Origin of the sequence: Halobacillus sp. GSS1 (assembly GCF_017307035.1) — a bacterium.
Taxonomy (GTDB): Bacteria; Bacillota; Bacilli; order Bacillales; family Halobacillaceae; genus Halobacillus; species Halobacillus litoralis.
The window spans coordinates 340,343-359,151 of sequence record NZ_JAFLHE010000001.1 but is presented as its reverse complement, the minus strand read 5'-3'; the positions used below and the strand labels follow the sequence as shown (position 1 = coordinate 359,151).

The following is an 18,809-nucleotide window of genomic DNA, read 5'->3' as shown; positions in this document are numbered from 1 at the left end:
TTTTCTTGTTGTGCACACCGGCCAATATTTTTGACCCCTTGCATTTATAGGAATGAACCTTGACAAAATTATTGAGAACGATTATCATTACCGTAAATAAAACTTTAGATACGTAGGTGAGAGGTATGGAACAGACAAAAACAGAATTAGCAAGAATTATTCGTGAACGTCGCTCTGTGAAGAGTGGATATTTAGATAAAGAGGTACCGACAGAACTTGTTACTGAACTGTTAGACGATGCAAGATGGGCACCCACACACGGTTTACGTGAACCTTGGAGATTCATTTTCATTCCTTCTCACGAAAAAGAAGAATTCGTGGAATCCCTTGTACAAACCTTTCCCCGAGACATGCAGGAAAACCGCAGAAACTATTTCAGCCAACCGGCTGCTTTTCTTATAGCGATTATGAACGAAGATCCACGCCAAAAGCAGTGGGAAGAAAATTTCGGTGCCATCAGCAGCATGCTTCAAAACTTCCAACTGCTGGCCTGGGAACGTGAGTTAGGTGTGTGTTGGAAAACAAATCCACAAATCCACGAACCGAAAGTCCGTGATCTACTGGGCGTTCAACCTGGGGAAAAAATTGTAGGTTTTATTCATATGGGCTTCTTTGAACAGCAGCCAAAACAAAAAAAACGAACCCCTATTGAAGAAAAATTAACGATTTACAAAAATTAACGACATGCATATTAACCAAAAAGACGCCGGGTTCGGCGTCTTTTATTTAATCTTTATATTTGGAATCATAGGCGATTAAAACAACATTCAGTTGTGTTTCAAGCTCTTTTACCCTTTGTAGTGTTTCTTTCGGCAGTTCTGCATAATCAAAAGCCATCTTTAGACGCCTCCTTGGGTACTATCTTTTGCTTTTCAAACGAGGAATATTCCGTCATTATTCTAATTTTGAATGGCAAGCCTTTACAATAGACGAGCCAATGGTCGCCCATATATTATAAAGATAAGACTTTAAATAAAGGAGATCGACATGAATTTTGTAGCTCTTGATTTTGAGACAGCAAATGCTTCAAGAGGTTCTGTTTGTTCCATTGGTATGGTGGAATATGAACAGGGCCGTATAAAAAGAGATTATTACAGGTTAGTGAAACCAAAGGAAAACTATTTTGCTCCCATCAATATTCGTGTGCACGGAATAACTAAAAGCGACGTTCAGGATGCCGAGGAGTTTGATGTGCTATGGGAGCGCGAGATCAGGTCATGGCTGGAAGGGAAGTTTGTCGTTGCTCATAATGCTCAGTTCGATATGGGGGTGTTGCGTGCGGTTTTAGATCAATACAACCTAAGCTACCCGATGCTTGCCTATAACTGCACCGTCAATATATCCAAGAAAACGTGGCAGCTGCCGAGATACAAGTTAAATGTTGTCTCCAGTCATCTTGGTTTTACATTCAGTCACCACCATGCGTTAGAAGACGCGAAAGCTTCAGCTCATATCCTTATGTCAGCGAAAGAAGAGCTTGGAGCAACTGATGCTAAGGACCTTATAGAAAAAACAGGGACAACAAATGGGATGATGTTTGATGGGGGCTATGAGCCTGCAAGAATAAATAAGAAGAAACGGGCTAAAAAAGCACATCCATCTTCCTATGTAGCAGCAACCCAACAGTTTGATCCCAGACACCCTTTTTATAACGCGGCTATTGTATTCACTGGAAAGTTAAAAGAAATGAAAAGGGATGAAGCTAGCCAAAAAGTCGTTGATTTAGGTGCACAACTTCATAATTCGATTGAATCCAATACAAACTTTGTAGTCGTTGGCGAACAAACGTTCGAAGGGTATAAAAATGGCAAAAAAACAAGTAAACTCGAGAGAGCAGAAACGCTGCTAAGCCAGGGCTATCCCATTGAAATTATTTCAGAATCCGTTTTCCATCAATATTTAACACGCTCATCCAATAGATAAGGATGAGCGTGTTTTATTTCTTAGATAGATACCTGCGATCTTTTAACCGCTCAGGATGGACAGATTTTGCAAGAGGAGATACCTTACCCAAATTGACACCTGCACCAAAATGGTAAGCCTGCCACACGATCTTTGTACAATATTGCTCCTCGTTCGTCCTGCCTATAGGCGTCCATATTTTATAGGTGGCACGAGGATGCTCTTTTTGAAGCTTTACCGCATAATCAGCAGCAGCCTCTCCAGATTTAGAATCAAGGGCTGAATAAATGCGTATATTGCTGAATTTGTTGAAATAAGTTTCCATTTGATCTTGTATGACTCCTGAAGGAATGGAATGAATGACTTTATTATCTTTCGTTACAATCCCAACATGACCTATATAACGCGATTCTTTTTTTCCTATTGGAGAAAACAACAAATCCCCTGGTGCAATGGATAGGTTTGTACCTGGATAAAGGTGTTCATGTTCTTGTTTCAGAGGTGCAAGGACTTTCTTGGGCTTTATCATCCATGCGAAAAATAATGTACTTATAAAAAGGAACAACTTCTTCATATACATCTTCCTTTGTCAACTTATATCTTTATCCTAGCTAAAATTTTAGAAAAAAACAAAGAGGAAGTGCTATTTTCCACCACAAAGAACGTATGTTCGGTTTTGGAGGGTACTTACGAACATTCGAACGGGATTCGGTTGAATCTCTTTTTACAATCATGACAAATCGGCAAAATTAAATGATGTGAAGTGGGACTCTTACTAAGAATATTGGTATGATTGAGAAGTAGGTCTAATCTCAGGGTCTCAGAAGAGGTGAGTTAATGGAATACAGAAAAATTGTGATTTCGATTATCCTCTTGCATATTTTGATATCACTAGGAATCTTCGGGTATATGTTTTTCGAACAATTGGCATTCTTTGATTCCTTATGGCTGACCATTGTATCCGTGTTAACTATTGGTTATGGAGACATTTCGCCAGAATCAACAGGAGGAAAAATCCTTACCTTAGTCTTAATTCCGAGTGCCATAAGTCTGACAACTTACATGTTAGCTCAACTGGCAGGCGCCATTATAGGCGGTAAACTATCAAGTGAAGTGAGGAAGAGGAGAATGAGATTAAAGATACAAGATCTGCATCATCATATTATATTGTGTGGTTACGGCCGTGTGGGACAGCAGGTTTTTCAACAATTACGGCATGAGAATCAACCATTGGTTGTTATTGAAAATGATGAGAGTGTCATAAATGAATTACCTGAAGATGTCCTTTACGTTAAAGGAAATGCCACGGAGGATCGTGTATTGATTCAGGCGGGCGTTGACAGGGCTAAGGGGATGATTGTCACTCTTCCTGATGATGCAGATAACGTTTTTATAACTCTGACAGTAAAAGGGATGAATCCGTCTCTTTATACAGTTGTTAGAGCAGAAAGAGATTTTTCAGAAGAAAAGCTTTATCGAGCAGGAGCCGATAAAGTGATCAACACCTCCAATATAGGAGGAAAACGTATGGCAACGGCGATTACAAAACCGGTAAGCGTTGATTACGTTGAAACAATTCTCCACGACACCAGAAATGATTACAACATCGAAGAAATTCACATTCCTAAAGATTCGCCATTATTGAATCAAACATTAAAAGAATCGGATATAAGAAGGATTTATGGTGTTAATATCGTTGCAATAAAACGGAAGGACAGAATTATAAGTAATCCAGAAGGAGACGAAACGTTTCAAGAGAATGATTTGTTGATTGTTTTCGCAACTTCTGAACAATTGAAGCGTTTCGAGAAAGCGGCGATCTGATTGAGCAAAGAAGCAGCTTTTCAGTGTGAAACAAACGATAATCAGATCGCTGCATATTTGTATGAAAAACAAGTGAATCAAAAAGGATAACTCGGACTCCTGGAAGAATGAATTTATTCGTTTACATTTAAGTGAAGAAGTTTTAGATCAGTGTATAAACGCATCTTATTTTCATTCAAAATTTGGGGGGATAAGGAATCTACGCCTGTGGAATAAAAGAGGATAAGCATGATGAAAATCTGTGTATTTTTATTTTTTATTCTAGTTTACATAATATTTATTATACTGAGTCATTTAAAGAATAGATATTTCATCTCAATTATTAAGTATACTTATGATACTGAGACAAAATAAAAAAATGAACTGATCTCAACATGAATTTTTTAGGATTTTATTGGTTGCACTAATGATTCATTATAGACACATTTGTATCACCAAAAAATTTTGACTTTCTTAACGGCTGCAATTCTCTTTACTAAATCTACACCGAAGCTTTTTTAACTTTTGAACTGACTTTTTAATATCCAGCGTAATAAATTTATTGGATTTTACTTTTTCTTTGTCCTCAAAACTGTTTCATCAGACTATTTTCTAAACTAACCTGATGACTATCTATCATTAATGCTGTTATTATGATCATTGTCTCTCATTCATTTGAATGTTATATAATAAAGCCCTTACATCTTTTGCATGGCAAATACGACTGGTTAAGTCTAAAAATATAGTGTTTACTCACATTCTCCTCTAGAAACCATGAAAACTTTCGTACCTTCTTCCCTCTTCTACTTATGTATTGAATAAATGACCCTCTATTTATTTTATGTTTTCTTTTATCTTGGAAAATGGCTAATGCGATTTATGGTTTGTTTTTTTAAAGTATTTCGGAGTTGCTACTAAGTATGAATAAAAACAAAGCAAGAATGTGCTGTTTTTACGGGGTTCGGAACATGTGTTCTTGTTTGATGTGTTTAGGTGATTATGTTTTGGAGTTACTACTATGTAGATAAACTAAAAGAAAAGTCACAGAGTATTTACTCTGTGACTTTAACCTTTGATTTTTTTGACGTTGTTGCTGCTTGCTCATCGAAGATCTTTAACGTCTTGTAATAATATTCAAGGATCTGCTCGGAAGGTTTTTGCCAGCTATACTTTTCTGCTTCTTGACGTGCATTTTTACAAAGTGTCTGATACAACTCCTCATCTTCCAGTCTTTCGATCGCTTGAATCATGCTGTGCGTGTTCTCATTTTCAAACAGTAGCCCAGTTTTGCCATCTTCCACTTGCTCCATGGTCGGACCGCTTTTTGCTGCGATGACAGGCAGACCAGAAGCCATAGATTCCAGAATGACAAGGCCAAGCGTTTCTGTAACTGATGGAAAAATAAGTGCATCAGAAGAAGCGAAAGCTTGAGCAAGCTCTTCCCCGTGCATCAGTCCGGTAAACACTGTATTGGTACCTTTGAAAGTTTCTTCTAATTCACCTTTCACAGGACCATCTCCTACGATGGCAAGAGAGATATCCTCCCTCTGTTCCAATAAGGGCTTAATTTTATGAATTTCTTTTTCAGGAGCCAGTCGGCCGACAAAAACAAGAAGCTTGTTCTCTTTCCTGCCGGCAGATAACCGGTCCCTCATTTCTTCGTTTTTATGCCGAGGGTGGTAGTGATCAACAGCCACCCCACGGTCCCATACACTCACATTATGAAAGTTCTTCTCATCCAGCTCTGTCTTAATGGCTCTTGAAGTACACAAATTCACATCTGCATAGTTGTGTAACTTTCTAAAATACCACCATACAAGAGGCTTGAATGGATATAACCGATAGTAATCCAAGTATTTAGGGACGTGTGTGTGATAAGAAGCAATTAGTGGATAGTTCAGTTTATCAGCGTAATAGACGCCGGATACCCCTACAAGAGCAGGATTTACCACATGGACGAGGTCAGGATCATGTTTTTGTAACAAATCCTTGACCCTCCGTTGAGGTAAACTGAATTCTCGATACCTGTAAAAAGGCATTCTTGTCGTTTTGACCCCTTCGACGACCGCCCCTTCATATTCCGTCACACCAAAGTCTGGAGCAATGACGACGACCTCATGATCTTGGCTTCTCAAGTATTTGATGGACTCTTTTAATCGAGTGACGACTCCATCTGTTGATGGTAGGAATGTTTCTGTAATGATGGCGATTTTCAAAGCGGAAAACTCCTTACTTCCAAGTGATTGACGGCAATACGTTCTCTTCAATGATTCGGTCTTTATTTTCGACAGCTGTGCGCAAAATGTCACGAATGACATCGTCTGTCAACAAGTGAGGTTCGAGACCAAGGTCACGCAGTTTTGTATTCACAGCGTTGTAATAGTGATCCTCATTTTCGATACGAGGATTCTCAATCTGTTTCACTTGTGTATCAAGACCTTCTTCTTTTGCGATTTTTTGTACACGTTCTGCAAGATCCTGTACAGAGAACCATTCTGTGAATTGGTTAAATACGCGGAATTCACCTTTGTCTGCTGGATTCTCAGCGGCGATCTCTACACATCTTACTGTGTCTTCAATGTTTAGGAACGCGCGTGTCTGCCCTCCTGAACCATAAACCGTGATGTCATGGCCGATGGCTGCCTGGTTGACGAAACGGTTTAGAGCTGTACCGAATACGCCATCGTAGTCTACACGGTTTACGAGCATTGGATCCTGACGCGTTTCGGCTGTATGTAAACCGTATACGATTCCCTGATTCAAGTCAGTGGCGCGAATGCCCCAGATTTTACATGCGAACATAATATTATGGCTGTCATGTACTTTAGACAAGTGATAGAAGGAACCAGGTTGTTTTGGATATGGGAGGGTATCCTTCCGTCCTTTATGTTCAATTTCAATATATCCTTCTTCAATATCAATGTTAGGAGTACCATATTCGCCCATTGTACCCAGTTTAATCAGGTGACATTCCGGAGCGAATTCTTTAATGGCATAAAGAACGTTCAAATTCCCCATGACATTGTTTGTTTGTGTATAAACCGCATGCTCACGGTCGATCATTGAATATGGAGCCGAACGTTGTTCAGCGAAGTGAACGAATGCTTCAGGTTCCGTTTGACGGAAAACTTCACTTAAGAAATCATAATGGTTCAAGTCACCAATGAATGTTTTGATTTCTTTTCCTGAAACTTCTTTCCATTTAGCTACCCGGTCTTCCAGTGATGCGATCGGTGTAACTGAATTCGAACGTAGTTCATCATCATACTTTCTGCGTACTAAATTATCTACGATGGTTACATCATGTCCTTGTTTGGATAGGTATAGTGCCGTTGGCCAACCGCAAAAACCGTCTCCCCCTGCTACAATAATCCTCATAATCTACCTCCTAGTTACGTCTTGCATACTCGTATTCCAAAATAGAATGACTCTAATGACTATTCTATCTCCTTACTAATCGTTCGTCGTTCGAAGACGGACAAAGTCAAGGTCTCTACGTTTTTGACTTTACCATTAATTTAATTTTGAAACAATTAATTCTTTGTTAAACCGTCGATTCTATGTAGAGATATGCTTGTGAGACCTCAAACCTATTTACCCCAAATGAAGAACGCTTCAAACCTACTTTACAATAAAAGCCTGCAGAACAACAAGTCCTGCAGGCTGAGCAATCATTTTTCCTCTTCCTGACCTTCTGGAATCGAGGATTCTTCTTCATTATGCTCCTGCTCTTCTTTCGTAGCTGCCGCTTCCTTCATTTCATCATCAGAAGATTCTCCAAATTCATGAACAGCACCTCTTGAAACATAGCTCTCAAGCATCGCTTTCAGATCCATACCTGTCGTTTCTTTTAAAGATTCCTGGATGCCAAGCATAGTCGAAGTCACACTGTTCGCTACTTTCGCAGAACCTCCACGCGAATCGCTACCGCCCATATCGATAACCTTCATATCCTTAATTTGACTAATAGGTGCGGAGACTTTTTCTGCATAGTCAGGCAATACTTTAATGAGCATTTCCATGATAGCCGCTTCACCATAATGTTCCATCGCTTTAGCCATACGCTCTTTCGATTCCGCTTCAGCCATTCCTCGCTGACGAATGACTTCCGCTTGGGATTCCCCTTTGATACGTTCATTATCGGCTTCTGCCTGCGCCCGTTTAGTCACTTCGTAAGCTTCAGCATCAGCGATGGAACGGCGTCGCTTGTTCTCTTCTTCTTCCAACTCGACCGCTCTCTGTTTCTCAATGTACTGAACCTTTAATTCTTCTTCCTTTATCTGCTGGGCAAGTTTCTGCCTCTCTAATTCTCCCGCTTGGTCTGCGTTAGCTTTGGCTCGGTTGGTTTCCGTCTGGAATTCCGCTTCTTTGATGTCTTTTTCTTTCGTAGATGCCGCAACCGCAGTCAAACGGCGGTTTTCTTCATCCTGTGCTTCCTGGTCGTTTTTCGCCTGGTAAATGCGTGTTTCTTTCGTTGCATCGGATTCTGCCATGTTCGCTTTCTTTTGCACTTCAGCAATATGAGGACGACCGAGCGCATCGATGTATCCATTCTCGACATCCACATCCTCCACATCATTCAATGCGAAAGAAGTGATTTCAAAGCCCATGCCTTTCAAATCGGATTCAGCAATTTTTTTCACCTGTGTGTTGACTTCTTTGAAATCATTATAGATTTTTTCAATAGGAAGCGATGCGATGATGGAACGTAAATGACCATTCAGCACATCTTTCAATTCCGATTCTCTTTCTTTCTGTTTTTTACCAAGGAATTTCTCAGCAAAATTGGCCATGATCTCAAGCTCACTACCAATACTGATCACAGCAGTACTGGCAACTCTAACCGGAATACCTTCCTTTGTGTAGGCTTTGTCTGAGTTGACCTGCAGTTGAAAGGATGTCAAATCAATCGGTGTCGCCGTCTGAAACATTCGCAGGCGGTACCCCCCACCACGAATAATTTTGACCGACCGTCCGTTATCGTCTTCAAATACATTCTTCTCTTGTTCCGGATCTCCAAGTTTTGGTCCCGTGACAATCAATGCTTCATTCGAACTGGCCGTCTTATAACGCATGCGGAAGATGATGAAAGTTATGATTCCTCCAACAAGCACCACCGCTCCAATCACTCCTAAGATGACTAACAGTAACGCACCTTCAAACAAATGATCACTCCTCTTTTTATATTCCCTATTTATGTAACAAAAGGGGTTATATTACATAACGATTACAACTCTATTAAAGTTTCACGAAATTTGCAATGTTCGACAATATTTCTATCGTTCCATCAATTCAATCGAAAGAACGATTCCGTTATAATAGAAACAAGAACATTCTGAAAAAGGAGGAACGTTCATGACTACATACACCAACGCATGGATTCCTACCGCAGAATATAAAGAAGCAACACGATTATTCCAGTGGATGAAAAAACATGGCTTCACCTGCTATGATGACTTTCATTCTAAATCCATCGATGATATCGAATGGTTTTGGGAAGAAGTAGTGAAAGAGCTTGATATCGAGTGGTATACCCCTTATAAGCAGGTGCTGGATCAAACACATGGGCCTATGTATCCTGTATGGTTTGAAGGTGGAGAGTTGAATGTTGCTCACTTAGCGCTGGATCGATGGGCGAGTAATCCTTCTAAAGAAAATGATATCGCTCTATACTGGGAGGGAGATAATGGCCAAACAGCCTCCTACTCTTTTAAAGATTTTCAAAAGGAAGTGGATGCTGTCTCTTATGGTCTTGAGAGCTATGGAATTACAGAAGGGGATATTGTTACTTTGTATCTGCCCATGCTCCCTGAGACCCTCATTGCTATGCTGGCCATCTCAAAGATAGGTGCAATCTTCTCTCCTGCCTTCTCTGGTTACAAATCTGATGCCGTCACTACAAGAATTCATGCAAGCCATTCGAAAGCGCTGATAACAGCTGATGCCTTTTACCGTAGAGGAAAAACGATGCCTATGAAAGAAGAGGCGGACCTTGTGGCAGATCAATGCCCTTCTTTAGAGCATGTTTTCGTCGTAGAACGGACAGGAGCGAAAGTGAAATATAAATCACCTCGTGATGTTCGCTGGAGTGATTTGAGAAAGAATAAAGCCACTTACAAGACGAAAGTAAAAAAAGCGAACGATCCTTTTATGCTCATTTACACTTCTGGAACGACGGGTCTACCAAAAGGAGCAGTCCATACTCATGCAGGATTTCCTGTTAAGGCTGCCTTTGATGCTGGCATCTGCATGGATGTCACAAATAAAGATACATTATTCTGGTACACAGATATGGGGTGGATGATGGGACCTTTCCTCGTGTATGGAGGATTAGTTAATGGGGCTTCCATCGTAATGTTCGAAGGTACTCCAGATTATCCAGAACCCGACCGTTTATGGAAGCTTGTAGAGAAATATCAAGTGACCCATTTAGGAATATCCCCGACTCTAGTCCGCACAATGATGAAACACGGGAAAGGCTGGCTGGAGAAACGTGACCTCCAATCCTTGAAGCTTATTGGATCTACAGGTGAACCATGGAACCCGGAGCCTTGGCATTGGCTTTTTAAACATGCGGGAGATTCTCGAGTTCCCATTTTTAACTATTCAGGAGGAACAGAAGTCTCAGGTGGAATCCTTGGGAATGTACTTGTCAAACCGATTCAGCCGGTCACCTTCAATGCTGCTCTTCCAGGTATGGATGTTGATGTTTATGGTGAAAAAGGGGAGCCCCTCATCAATGAAGTTGGCGAACTGGTAATCAAATCCCCTTGGGTAGGGATGACGAAGAGTTTTTTTGAAGACGATAAGCGTTATGAAAAGACATATTGGAGCCGCTTCAATGATACTTGGGTGCATGGGGATTGGGTGATAAAAGACCACAAAGGGTTCTATACGATTACTGGACGATCCGATGACGTTTTAAACGTGGCTGGAAAACGTTTAGGTCCGACGGAAGTCGAGTCTGTTCTCGTTAAACATACATCAGTTATAGAAGCCGGAGTTATCGGAGTCCCTCATGAGATAAAGGGAGAAGAACCCATTGCTTTCGTCGTCCTTAACGATACCCAGCCTACAAAAGATCTAACAGAAGAGTTAACGATGATTCTGAATCAAAAACTAGGGAAAGCTCTCTCCCCGAAAAAAATCTTTGTGGTCGATGACCTGCCTAAAACAAGAAATGCCAAGGTGATGAGACGTGCCATCAAATCCGCATACTTGAACCACCCTTCCGGTGACTTGAATGCACTTGTCAACCCGGAAAGCATTGAGCAAATAAGGAGCATTGGTCAAAATCTTTCGTCAACGTAAGAAGTACCACCCTTTTGAGTATGAGGTTGCTAGAAATCATTCTATTAACATGCCGTATCCAATTAAAAAGGTTCCTGGACCAATGTTGTCCAGGAACCTTTTTGTCAGACCGGATAAACGCCGTGTTTTCTTTCTGTAAACAACACGTCTTTTGTTTCGTAGGCATCGAATCTGGTGGAAAGCTCTTCGCGCAGCTTATTCGGCTGAACGATGTCATCGATGACCATCTCAGAAGCCAACCGATAGATATCAATGTTCTCTTTGTATTCTTCATGCTTTTCTTTGATGAAAGCCGGTCGCTCCTCTTCAGGCAGCGCAGCAATCTTATTGGCATACACGGCGTTCACAGCCGCTTCCGGCCCCATGACAGCAATTTGTGCTGTTGGCAAGGCCAGACACGCATCTGGCTCAAACGCCGGCCCTGCCATCGCATAAAGCCCTGCTCCATATGCTTTGCGGACCACAACAGAAATTTTCGGTACTGTTGCTTCACTCATAGCAGAAAGCATTTTCGCACCGTGACGGATAATCCCTGCTCGCTCAACCTTTGTTCCGATCATGAACCCTGGAATATCAGCAAGGAACAGTAGTGGAATATTAAAGGCGTCACAGAGCTGGATGAATTTCGCCGCTTTATCCGCGGAATCAGGGAATAGAACCCCTCCCTTTGCTCTCGGCTGGTTAGCGATAATCCCAACAGGCCGACCTTCAATTCTTGAAAGCCCGGTAATGAGCTCAGGAGCAAACTTTTTCTTGATTTCGCAGAACGAATGATCATCAATGAGACGATCGATCAACTGATACATATCAAAGGGTGCATTTTGATTTTTAGGAATCAGTTCTTCCACACTTTTCTCAAAAGGAGCAGGCTCTCTCGAATCTGCCTTTTTCGGAAGTTCCCGGTAGGACTGCGGGAAGTAGCTCAAATACTTTCTGGCATAGGCAATCGCATCACTTTCGTCTTTAGCCAGCACATCTCCGCATCCGGAAACCGAACAATGCATATTCGCACCGCCCATTTCCTCAAGTGTCACTTTTTCACCGATGACTTTTTCTGCCATACGTGGAGATCCTAAATACATGGATGCATTGCCATCGACCATCACGACGATGTCGCAAAAGGCAGGTATGTAAGCACCGCCCGCTGCGGATGGTCCGAATAGTAAGCAGACTTGTGGCACGCGGCCGGATAGTTTGATCTGATTATGGAAAATACGTCCTGCCCCGCGGCGGTTAGGGAACATCTCTACCTGATCGGTAATCCTTGCCCCCGCCGAGTCTACAAGGTAAAGCATAGGGACATTCAGTTTTAATGCGGTTTCCTGGATTCGGATAATCTTCTCAACTGTCCGCGCACCCCAGGATCCTGCTTTAACGGTTGAATCGTTAGCCATCACGCATACTTTTTCTCCGTTTATTCGCCCGATCCCTGTGACCACGCCGTCAGCAGGAAGGGATTCATCCTGGCAATTGGCGAAAAAAGCATCTTCGATATCGATGTCGTCATCAAACAAAAGCTGTAAACGTTCACGGACGAACATTTTCCCTTTTTCTGCGTTCTTGCTATGATATTTTTCAGCACCACCAGAAGCAATTTTCTTCGCTCGTTCTTCTAACGTTTCGTTTGTAGGCATCGTTTTTTCCACCTTTTATTCTCCTTTGTATTCCGGCTTCCTTTTTTCCTGGAACGCTTGAAGTCCTTCCACACGATCATCGGTTGGAATCGTCTTTTTATAACAGGCGCGCTCAATCTCAAGACCTGAAGATAAATCGGTATCATACCCTTGATTGATCGCTTTTTTTGCCTGCTTCATAGCTACCGGGCCGTTCCGTGCAATGCATGCCGCAAGGTCTTTCGCTTCTTCCATAAGAAACTGCGGTTCATGGATATATTCGACAAGTCCGAGGGAATAAGCACGGTTGGCTTCCACCGGTTTCGCTGAATAGATCATCGCTTTTGCTTGGCCCATCCCAATCAGCCTAGATAGACGCTGGGTTCCGCCAGCTCCAGGAATAATGGCAAGCGATGTTTCCGTCAGTCCTACTTTCGTAGACGTACTCATCATCCGTAAATCACAAGCAAGCGCAAGCTCTAATCCACCTCCAAATGCGACCCCATTGATGACAGCAATCGTAGGTACATGGATATCTTCGATCATTCGAACCGTATCTCCGATTTTGGTTACGGTCTGGACGACTTCTTCGTCACTCATTCCCTTTCTTTCTTTCAAATCAGCACCTGCACAAAAGGCTTTATTTCCTTCTCCAGTCACTAAAACGACTCTGATCTCCTGACGCCGGTTAATTTCGTGTGCTTTTTCCTGCAGTTGGTCAAGTAGATCTGAAGACAATGCATTCGCTGCATCCGGCCGGTTCAATTTCAGTACATACACGTGAGAGGAAATCTCTTCTAACGCGACTAGTTCCTCCATCCGTTACACCCTTTCTTTATTTACCACCTGCATTTGATGACTCGGCAGTGATTTATTCAACACGCGTTGGATATAAATCGCCGCTTCCTTCAGTTTTTCTTCATGGATCCCCGTTTCTATGCCCATTTGATGAAGCATGTGTACAAGATCGTCTGTGGCTAAATTCCCGGAAGCTCCCTTCGCATATGGGCAGCCCCCGAGCCCTCCAAGCGCTGCATCAAAAGTGGTGATGTTATGCTGCATGGAGACAAGGACGTTGGATAAGGCCATTCCCCTTGTATTATGAAAATGCATGGCAAGCTTGTCGAAAGGAAGCCATTGTTTCCATTCGTGAAGAGCTTGATCAACTTGCCTCGGATTTGCAACACCGATTGTGTCTCCTAGAGACAATTCATCAATGCCCATTTCCAGTAATCGCTCACTGACCCTTGCCACCTGATCTGTAGCAATGTCTCCTTCATAAGGGCATCCGAACACCGTGGAGAGATAACCTCTTACAGTCTTACCTTCTAATTTAGCTTCTTGCACGACCTCTTTAAGGACTGGATACGTTTCCTCCAGCGTCTTGTTGATGTTTTTTTTGTTATGCGTATCGGAAGCGGACATGAATACAGATACTTCATCCACGTCCGTATCGATCGCTGCTTCAAGCCCCCGTCGGTTCGGGACCAGGGCAGCATAGGTGACCCCCTCTTTTCGTGAGATCTTCGCTGCCACTTCTTTTGCATCTTTCAACTGCGGAATCCACTTTGGATGGACGAATGAACTGAATTCAATGTACGAGTATCCCGCTTCTGATAAGAGATCAATCCAGGCAACCTTTTCTTCAAGCGGTACTTCTACAGGTTCATTTTGCAGGCCATCACGTGGACCGACTTCTTTAATTGTGACTCTTTCAGGCCATTCCATCATACGAACCTCCTGTTTATTCGATAATGGCGATGACGTCTCCTTCGTTGACGAAATCCCCTTCACTTACTTTCAACTCTTTGACTGTTCCCGATGTTTCTGTAGGGATCGGAATCTCCATTTTCATAGATTCGAGGATCGCAATATCCTCCCCGTCGTTTACTTTCGTACCTTCTTCTGCAACAATTTTCCATACACTTCCTGCCATGGATGCTTTAATTTCTGTCATGATTATTCCTCCTTAATGATTTGTCAATGTTGGTAGGTAATAGTTTTCTACAAATGTGGTTTTCGTTTCGCCTGCTCTGAATTTCTCATGGGTGACGACGCTCTTCAGCATCGTCAGGTTGCATTTAATGCCATCAATCTCGTATTCATGAAGGGCTTTTGTAAGACGTTCAATCGCGTCTTCACGGTTTTCTCCATGAATGACAAGTTTCGCAATCATCGGGTCATAGAACGGAGTCACTTGTGAATCTCCTTCTACCGCTAATTCATGCCGTACTCCTGGTCCTTCCGGCAGAACCATTTTCGTCAATTTACCTGGTGAAGGATAGAAAGTATTTGGATCTTCGGCATAAATTCTCACTTCAATGGCGTGGCCGTCAATGAGCAAATCCTGCTGCTGGATGGATAAATGTTCCCCGTCTGCTACCCTCAACTGTTGTTCGACAAGGTCGATCCCTGTAATTTGTTCGGTGACCGGGTGCTCAACTTGTAAACGTGTATTCATTTCAAGGAAATAGAAGTTCTCCTGATCATCGACCAGAAACTCAATTGTACCGGCATTGGAATATCCGAGAGAAGAAACCGCCTTCAGCGCACTTTCACCCATTTTCTCCCGCGTTTTTTCTGAAAGAACCGATGACGGAGCCTCTTCGACAACTTTTTGGTGCCTGCGCTGAATGGAACATTCGCGTTCAAACAAATGGACGGCATTACCGTGACGATCAGCAAGCACTTGAATTTCAATGTGACGCGGATGCTCGATTAATTTCTCGATGAACATCTTCCCATCACCGAAAAAGGCCTGCGCTCGTTTGGAGTTGCCTTCAAACGCTTTTTCAAGTTCTTCATCGTTATAGACCGCCTGCATGCCGATACCACCGCCTCCAGCCGCTGCTTTCAGCATGACAGGATAACCGAATTCGACCGCAATTTTTTTGGCGTCGTCGGAGTTCGCAACTGCATCATCGGTTCCAGGAATAATAGGGACACCAGCCGCTTTCATTTCCGCCCTCGCGGCAATCTTATCTCCCATTTTTGCAATGACATCGGCATCCGGTCCGATAAACGTGAGGCCTGCTTCTTCCGTTCTTTTCGCAAACTCCGCATTTTCACTTAAAAGACCGTATCCCGGATGAATAGCTTCTGCTCCGGAGTCCTTGGCCACCTGTAAGATTTTATCGATGTTCAGGTACGATTCATTCACGCGTGGTTTTCCAATAAGATAGCTCTCATCAGCCATTCGTACGTAAGGAGCTTGCTGATCCGCTTCCGAGTAGACGGCCACTGTTTGGATGTTCAGTCTTTGACACGTCCGAATAATTCGGGAAGCAATCTCTCCACGGTTGGCAATTAGAATTTTTTGAAACAACAGTGATCACCTCTTCGTTAGGATTTTAAGTTCATCATTTCAAGCGCATGTTCACGGAGTCTGAACTTCTGGATTTTTCCGCTCGCCGTCATGGGGTATTCATCCGTGAAGGTTATATATCGAGGGATTTTATGTTTCGATATTTTCCCTTCACTAAATTCCCTGATATCGCTTTCATTTAATTGTTTCCCTTCTTTAGGAATGATCCAAGCCATGATCTCTTCCCCGTACTTCTCATCCGGAACACCGACCACCTGGACATCGAGAACATCCGGATGCTGATACAAAAATTCTTCAATTTCTCTCGGATAGACATTTTCGCCTCCGCGAATAATCATATCTTTGATTCTGCCGGTAATTTCGACATAACCATTTTCATCCATCACTGCAATATCTCCTGTATGCAGCCAGCCATCCGGATCGATCGCAGTCATTGTGGCTTCCTCGTTTTTGTAGTACCCTTCCATCACGAGATATCCTCGTGTACAAAGTTCACCAGGAGTCCCTGTATCCACTTCTTCACCTGTTGCAGGTTCAATTATTTTCACTTCGACGTTGGGATGAGCCTGGCCGACGCTGCTCACTCTCAAATCAATCGGATCATCCGCTTTTGTCTGTGTGATGACAGGGGATGACTCCGTCTGACCATAAGCGATCGTGATTTCTTCCGCTCCCATATCTTCGATCACACTCTTCATGACTTCCATCGGACAGGTAGAGCCTGCCATGATTCCTGTTCGTAAAGTCGAAGGCTTCAAGTCTTCATATTCTGGGTGGTTCAATTCGGCAATGAACATGGTAGGCACTCCATGAAGCGCTGTACAGTTTTCCTCTTTCACAGCCTGGAGCACTTTTTTCGGATCAAATTGTTCCAGAATGACCATCGTTGTCCCTTTGGAAACAGCAGCCATCGTTCCTAACACACATCCGAAACAGTGGAAGAATGGCACGGGAATACAGAGGCGGTCATCTTCTGTAAGGCGCATACAATCCGCTACCTGATTTCCGTTGTTCACGATATTGTAATGACTCAACATGACCCCTTTTGGAAAGCCAGTCGTTCCTGAAGTGTACTGCATGTTGATCACATCACGATGGTGAAGCGTTTCTTTCCGCTCTTTCAATTCGCCATCACTTACGGTCATCCCCATATCAAGGATATCCTGCCATGAATAACAACCGCGGTAGGACTTGTCACTCAATACAACGATATTCTTTAAGAAAGGAAGACGATCACTTTGAAGATCACCTTTTTCAGAGGTTTCAAGCTCCGGACAGATTTCTTTCAAAATATCAATATATGAGGTTCCTTTGAATTCTTCAGCAAGAATCAATGTGGAAGCATCGGATTGTTTTAATAGGTATTCGAGCTCCTGAGCACGATAGTTCGTGTTGACAGTGACAAGTACGCCACCCATTTTTCCAGAAGCAAATTGTGATTGAAGCCACTCCGGCTTGTTATCCGACCAAATGGCGACATGCTCTCCCTTGTCAATCCCTAGAGCCATGAATCCCTTGGCTACTTCATCCGTCATATCGTTGAATTCAGCATAGGTCTTCCTAAGATCTAGCTCAGGATAAACGAACGCCTCATGGTTCGGATAAGCTTCGGCCTGCTGTTCTAACAATTCACCAACCGTCTGTTCTAATAAGGACATAACATTTCCTCCTTTAAAATGATTTAGCAACCTAACTGACGGGCAATGACCAAGCGCTGGATTTCTGATGTTCCTTCACCAATCTCAAGAAGTTTTGCATCACGGAGAAAACGTTCGACTTCATACTCTCTCATATATCCATATCCACCATGAATTTGGATGGCCTGATTGGCAGAGCGGAAAGCCGTCTCTGAAGCGAAAAGTTTTGCGTACGCCGATTCTTTTGTGAAATTCCTACCTTGATCTTTCAACCAGGCTGCTTTTAAAACCATGTTCCGAGCCAGTTCCACTTCCATAGCCATGTCTGCCAGCTTAAACTGAATGGCCTGGAATTTTGTAATCGGCTGACCGAACTGTTTCCGTTCTTTCGCATAAGCGAGAGCGCGGTCCAAGGAGGCTTGCGCGATTCCTACTGCCAGTGCAGCTATGGAAATTCTTCCACCATCTAGTGTGTAAAGGAATTGCTTGAACCCTTTTTCTGGATCTCCGAGAATATTTTCTTTTGGGACTTTTACATCTTCCAAAATGATTTCAGACGTGTTTGATCCACGGACGCCCATTTTGTCATAAGGACTTGTAATCGTCATGCCTGGTGTATCTTTTGGAACGATGAAAGCGGATATGATGTTCTTCCCGTCGTCGCGCTTTCCTGAAACAGCCGTGACCGTGATGGACCTCGCATATTCAGCATTTGTAATCCAGCACTTTTCTCCATTGATTACATAGTGGTCACCTTTCAATTCGGCACGCGTCTTCGTGCCTCCTGCATCGGAACCGGCATTCGGTTCTGTTAACCCAAAAGAAGCCAAGCCTTCTCCTTTAGCAAGAGGGGTTAAGAACTCTTGTTTTTGTTCTTCTGTCCCGAAATAATAGATGGGACTCGCTCCCAGTGAAACGGCTGCTGCGTAACTGAGACCGGTAGAACCACAAACACGCCCAATCTCTTCTACAGCAAGAGCATAACTGATCGTATCTCCCCCGGATCCACCATACTCTTCAGGGAATGGGATACCAAGAAGCCCCAGCTTACCCATTTCATCAAAAATATCCTTCGGGAATTCACTGTTGATGTCAATATCCACCGCTCTTGGTGCAATCACATCTTCTGAAAAATCACGGACCATCTTCCTTGTCATTTCCTGCTCTTTCGTTAAATCGAAGTTCATATGATTCCTCCTTAAGGAAATAAAGACCGAC

General features: G+C 42.9%; 15 protein-coding genes. 4 read left to right on the top strand and 11 right to left on the bottom strand.

Going from position 1 to position 18,809, the window contains the following annotated elements; translation table 11 throughout:
• Positions 1-125: 125 nt before the first annotated feature.
• On the top strand, positions 126-680 hold the full coding sequence (locus tag J0K78_RS01780; protein ID WP_160913404.1) for a nitroreductase family protein: 555 nt from the start codon (positions 126-128) through the stop codon (positions 678-680).
• 307 nt (positions 681-987) lie between these two features.
• Entirely contained in the window at positions 988-1,923 is a 936-nt protein-coding gene (locus J0K78_RS01775) for an exonuclease domain-containing protein (RefSeq protein WP_206945129.1), read from the top strand.
• Positions 1,924-1,936: 13 nt separating this feature from the next.
• Here the strand turns inward: J0K78_RS01775 and J0K78_RS01770 are convergent, their stop codons facing one another.
• A complete protein-coding gene (locus tag J0K78_RS01770) occupies positions 1,937-2,476 on the bottom strand; it encodes a YiiX/YebB-like N1pC/P60 family cysteine hydrolase (protein ID WP_206945128.1) in 540 nt (179 codons plus the stop codon).
• Between the two features lie 263 nt (positions 2,477-2,739).
• On the opposite strand from J0K78_RS01770, the gene J0K78_RS01765 reads away from it, so the two are divergent.
• Positions 2,740-3,726: a potassium channel family protein gene (locus J0K78_RS01765; protein WP_206945127.1), complete on the top strand. Its 987-nt coding sequence runs from the start codon at positions 2,740-2,742 to the stop codon at positions 3,724-3,726.
• 1,031 nt (positions 3,727-4,757) lie between these two features.
• Here the strand turns inward: J0K78_RS01765 and J0K78_RS01760 are convergent.
• The 3 genes from J0K78_RS01760 to J0K78_RS01750 form a co-directional block, all read right to left on the bottom strand.
• Positions 4,758-5,921, bottom strand: a complete 1,164-nt coding sequence (locus J0K78_RS01760) for a glycosyltransferase family 4 protein (protein WP_206945126.1) — start codon at positions 5,919-5,921, stop codon at positions 4,758-4,760.
• Between the two features lie 13 nt (positions 5,922-5,934).
• Positions 5,935-7,083, bottom strand: coding sequence for an NAD-dependent epimerase/dehydratase family protein (locus tag J0K78_RS01755; RefSeq protein WP_160913395.1), 1,149 nt, complete (start codon positions 7,081-7,083; stop codon positions 5,935-5,937).
• Between the two features lie 293 nt (positions 7,084-7,376).
• Positions 7,377-8,870 carry a flotillin family protein gene (locus J0K78_RS01750; protein ID WP_206945125.1) on the bottom strand — a complete coding sequence of 498 codons (1,494 nt, stop codon included), beginning with the start codon at positions 8,868-8,870 and terminating at the stop codon, positions 7,377-7,379.
• Positions 8,871-9,060: 190 nt separating this feature from the next.
• Here J0K78_RS01750 and J0K78_RS01745 point away from each other — a divergent pair, with 190 nt between their 5' ends.
• On the top strand, positions 9,061-11,016 hold the full coding sequence (locus tag J0K78_RS01745; protein WP_206945124.1) for an AMP-binding protein: 1,956 nt from the start codon (positions 9,061-9,063) through the stop codon (positions 11,014-11,016).
• A gap of 104 nt (positions 11,017-11,120) precedes the next feature.
• Here J0K78_RS01745 and J0K78_RS01740 read toward each other — a convergent pair whose 3' ends face one another.
• Genes J0K78_RS01740 through J0K78_RS01710 form a run of 7 tightly spaced genes read right to left on the bottom strand, consistent with a single transcriptional unit; the run spans position 11,121 to position 18,778 of the window.
• Positions 11,121-12,650, bottom strand: a complete 1,530-nt coding sequence (locus J0K78_RS01740) for an acyl-CoA carboxylase subunit beta (RefSeq protein ID WP_206945881.1) — start codon at positions 12,648-12,650, stop codon at positions 11,121-11,123.
• Between the two features lie 15 nt (positions 12,651-12,665).
• The gene (locus J0K78_RS01735; protein WP_206945123.1) at positions 12,666-13,448 is read right to left on the bottom strand and encodes an enoyl-CoA hydratase; all 783 of its coding nucleotides are present in this window, start codon (positions 13,446-13,448) and stop codon (positions 12,666-12,668) included.
• Positions 13,449-13,451: 3 nt separating this feature from the next.
• Complete coding sequence (locus J0K78_RS01730) at positions 13,452-14,360, bottom strand: hydroxymethylglutaryl-CoA lyase (protein WP_305037796.1); 909 nt, start codon at positions 14,358-14,360, stop codon at positions 13,452-13,454.
• A gap of 13 nt (positions 14,361-14,373) precedes the next feature.
• Positions 14,374-14,586, bottom strand: a complete 213-nt coding sequence (locus J0K78_RS01725; protein ID WP_206945121.1) for an acetyl-CoA carboxylase biotin carboxyl carrier protein subunit — start codon at positions 14,584-14,586, stop codon at positions 14,374-14,376.
• Between the two features lie 12 nt (positions 14,587-14,598).
• Entirely contained in the window at positions 14,599-15,954 is a 1,356-nt protein-coding gene (locus tag J0K78_RS01720; protein WP_206945120.1) for an acetyl-CoA carboxylase biotin carboxylase subunit, read from the bottom strand.
• 17 nt (positions 15,955-15,971) lie between these two features.
• Positions 15,972-17,612 carry an AMP-binding protein gene (locus tag J0K78_RS01715; protein WP_206945119.1) on the bottom strand — a complete coding sequence of 547 codons (1,641 nt, stop codon included), beginning with the start codon at positions 17,610-17,612 and terminating at the stop codon, positions 15,972-15,974.
• Positions 17,613-17,635: 23 nt separating this feature from the next.
• Complete coding sequence (locus tag J0K78_RS01710; protein WP_206945118.1) at positions 17,636-18,778, bottom strand: acyl-CoA dehydrogenase; 1,143 nt, start codon at positions 18,776-18,778, stop codon at positions 17,636-17,638.
• Positions 18,779-18,809 lie beyond the last annotated feature (31 nt).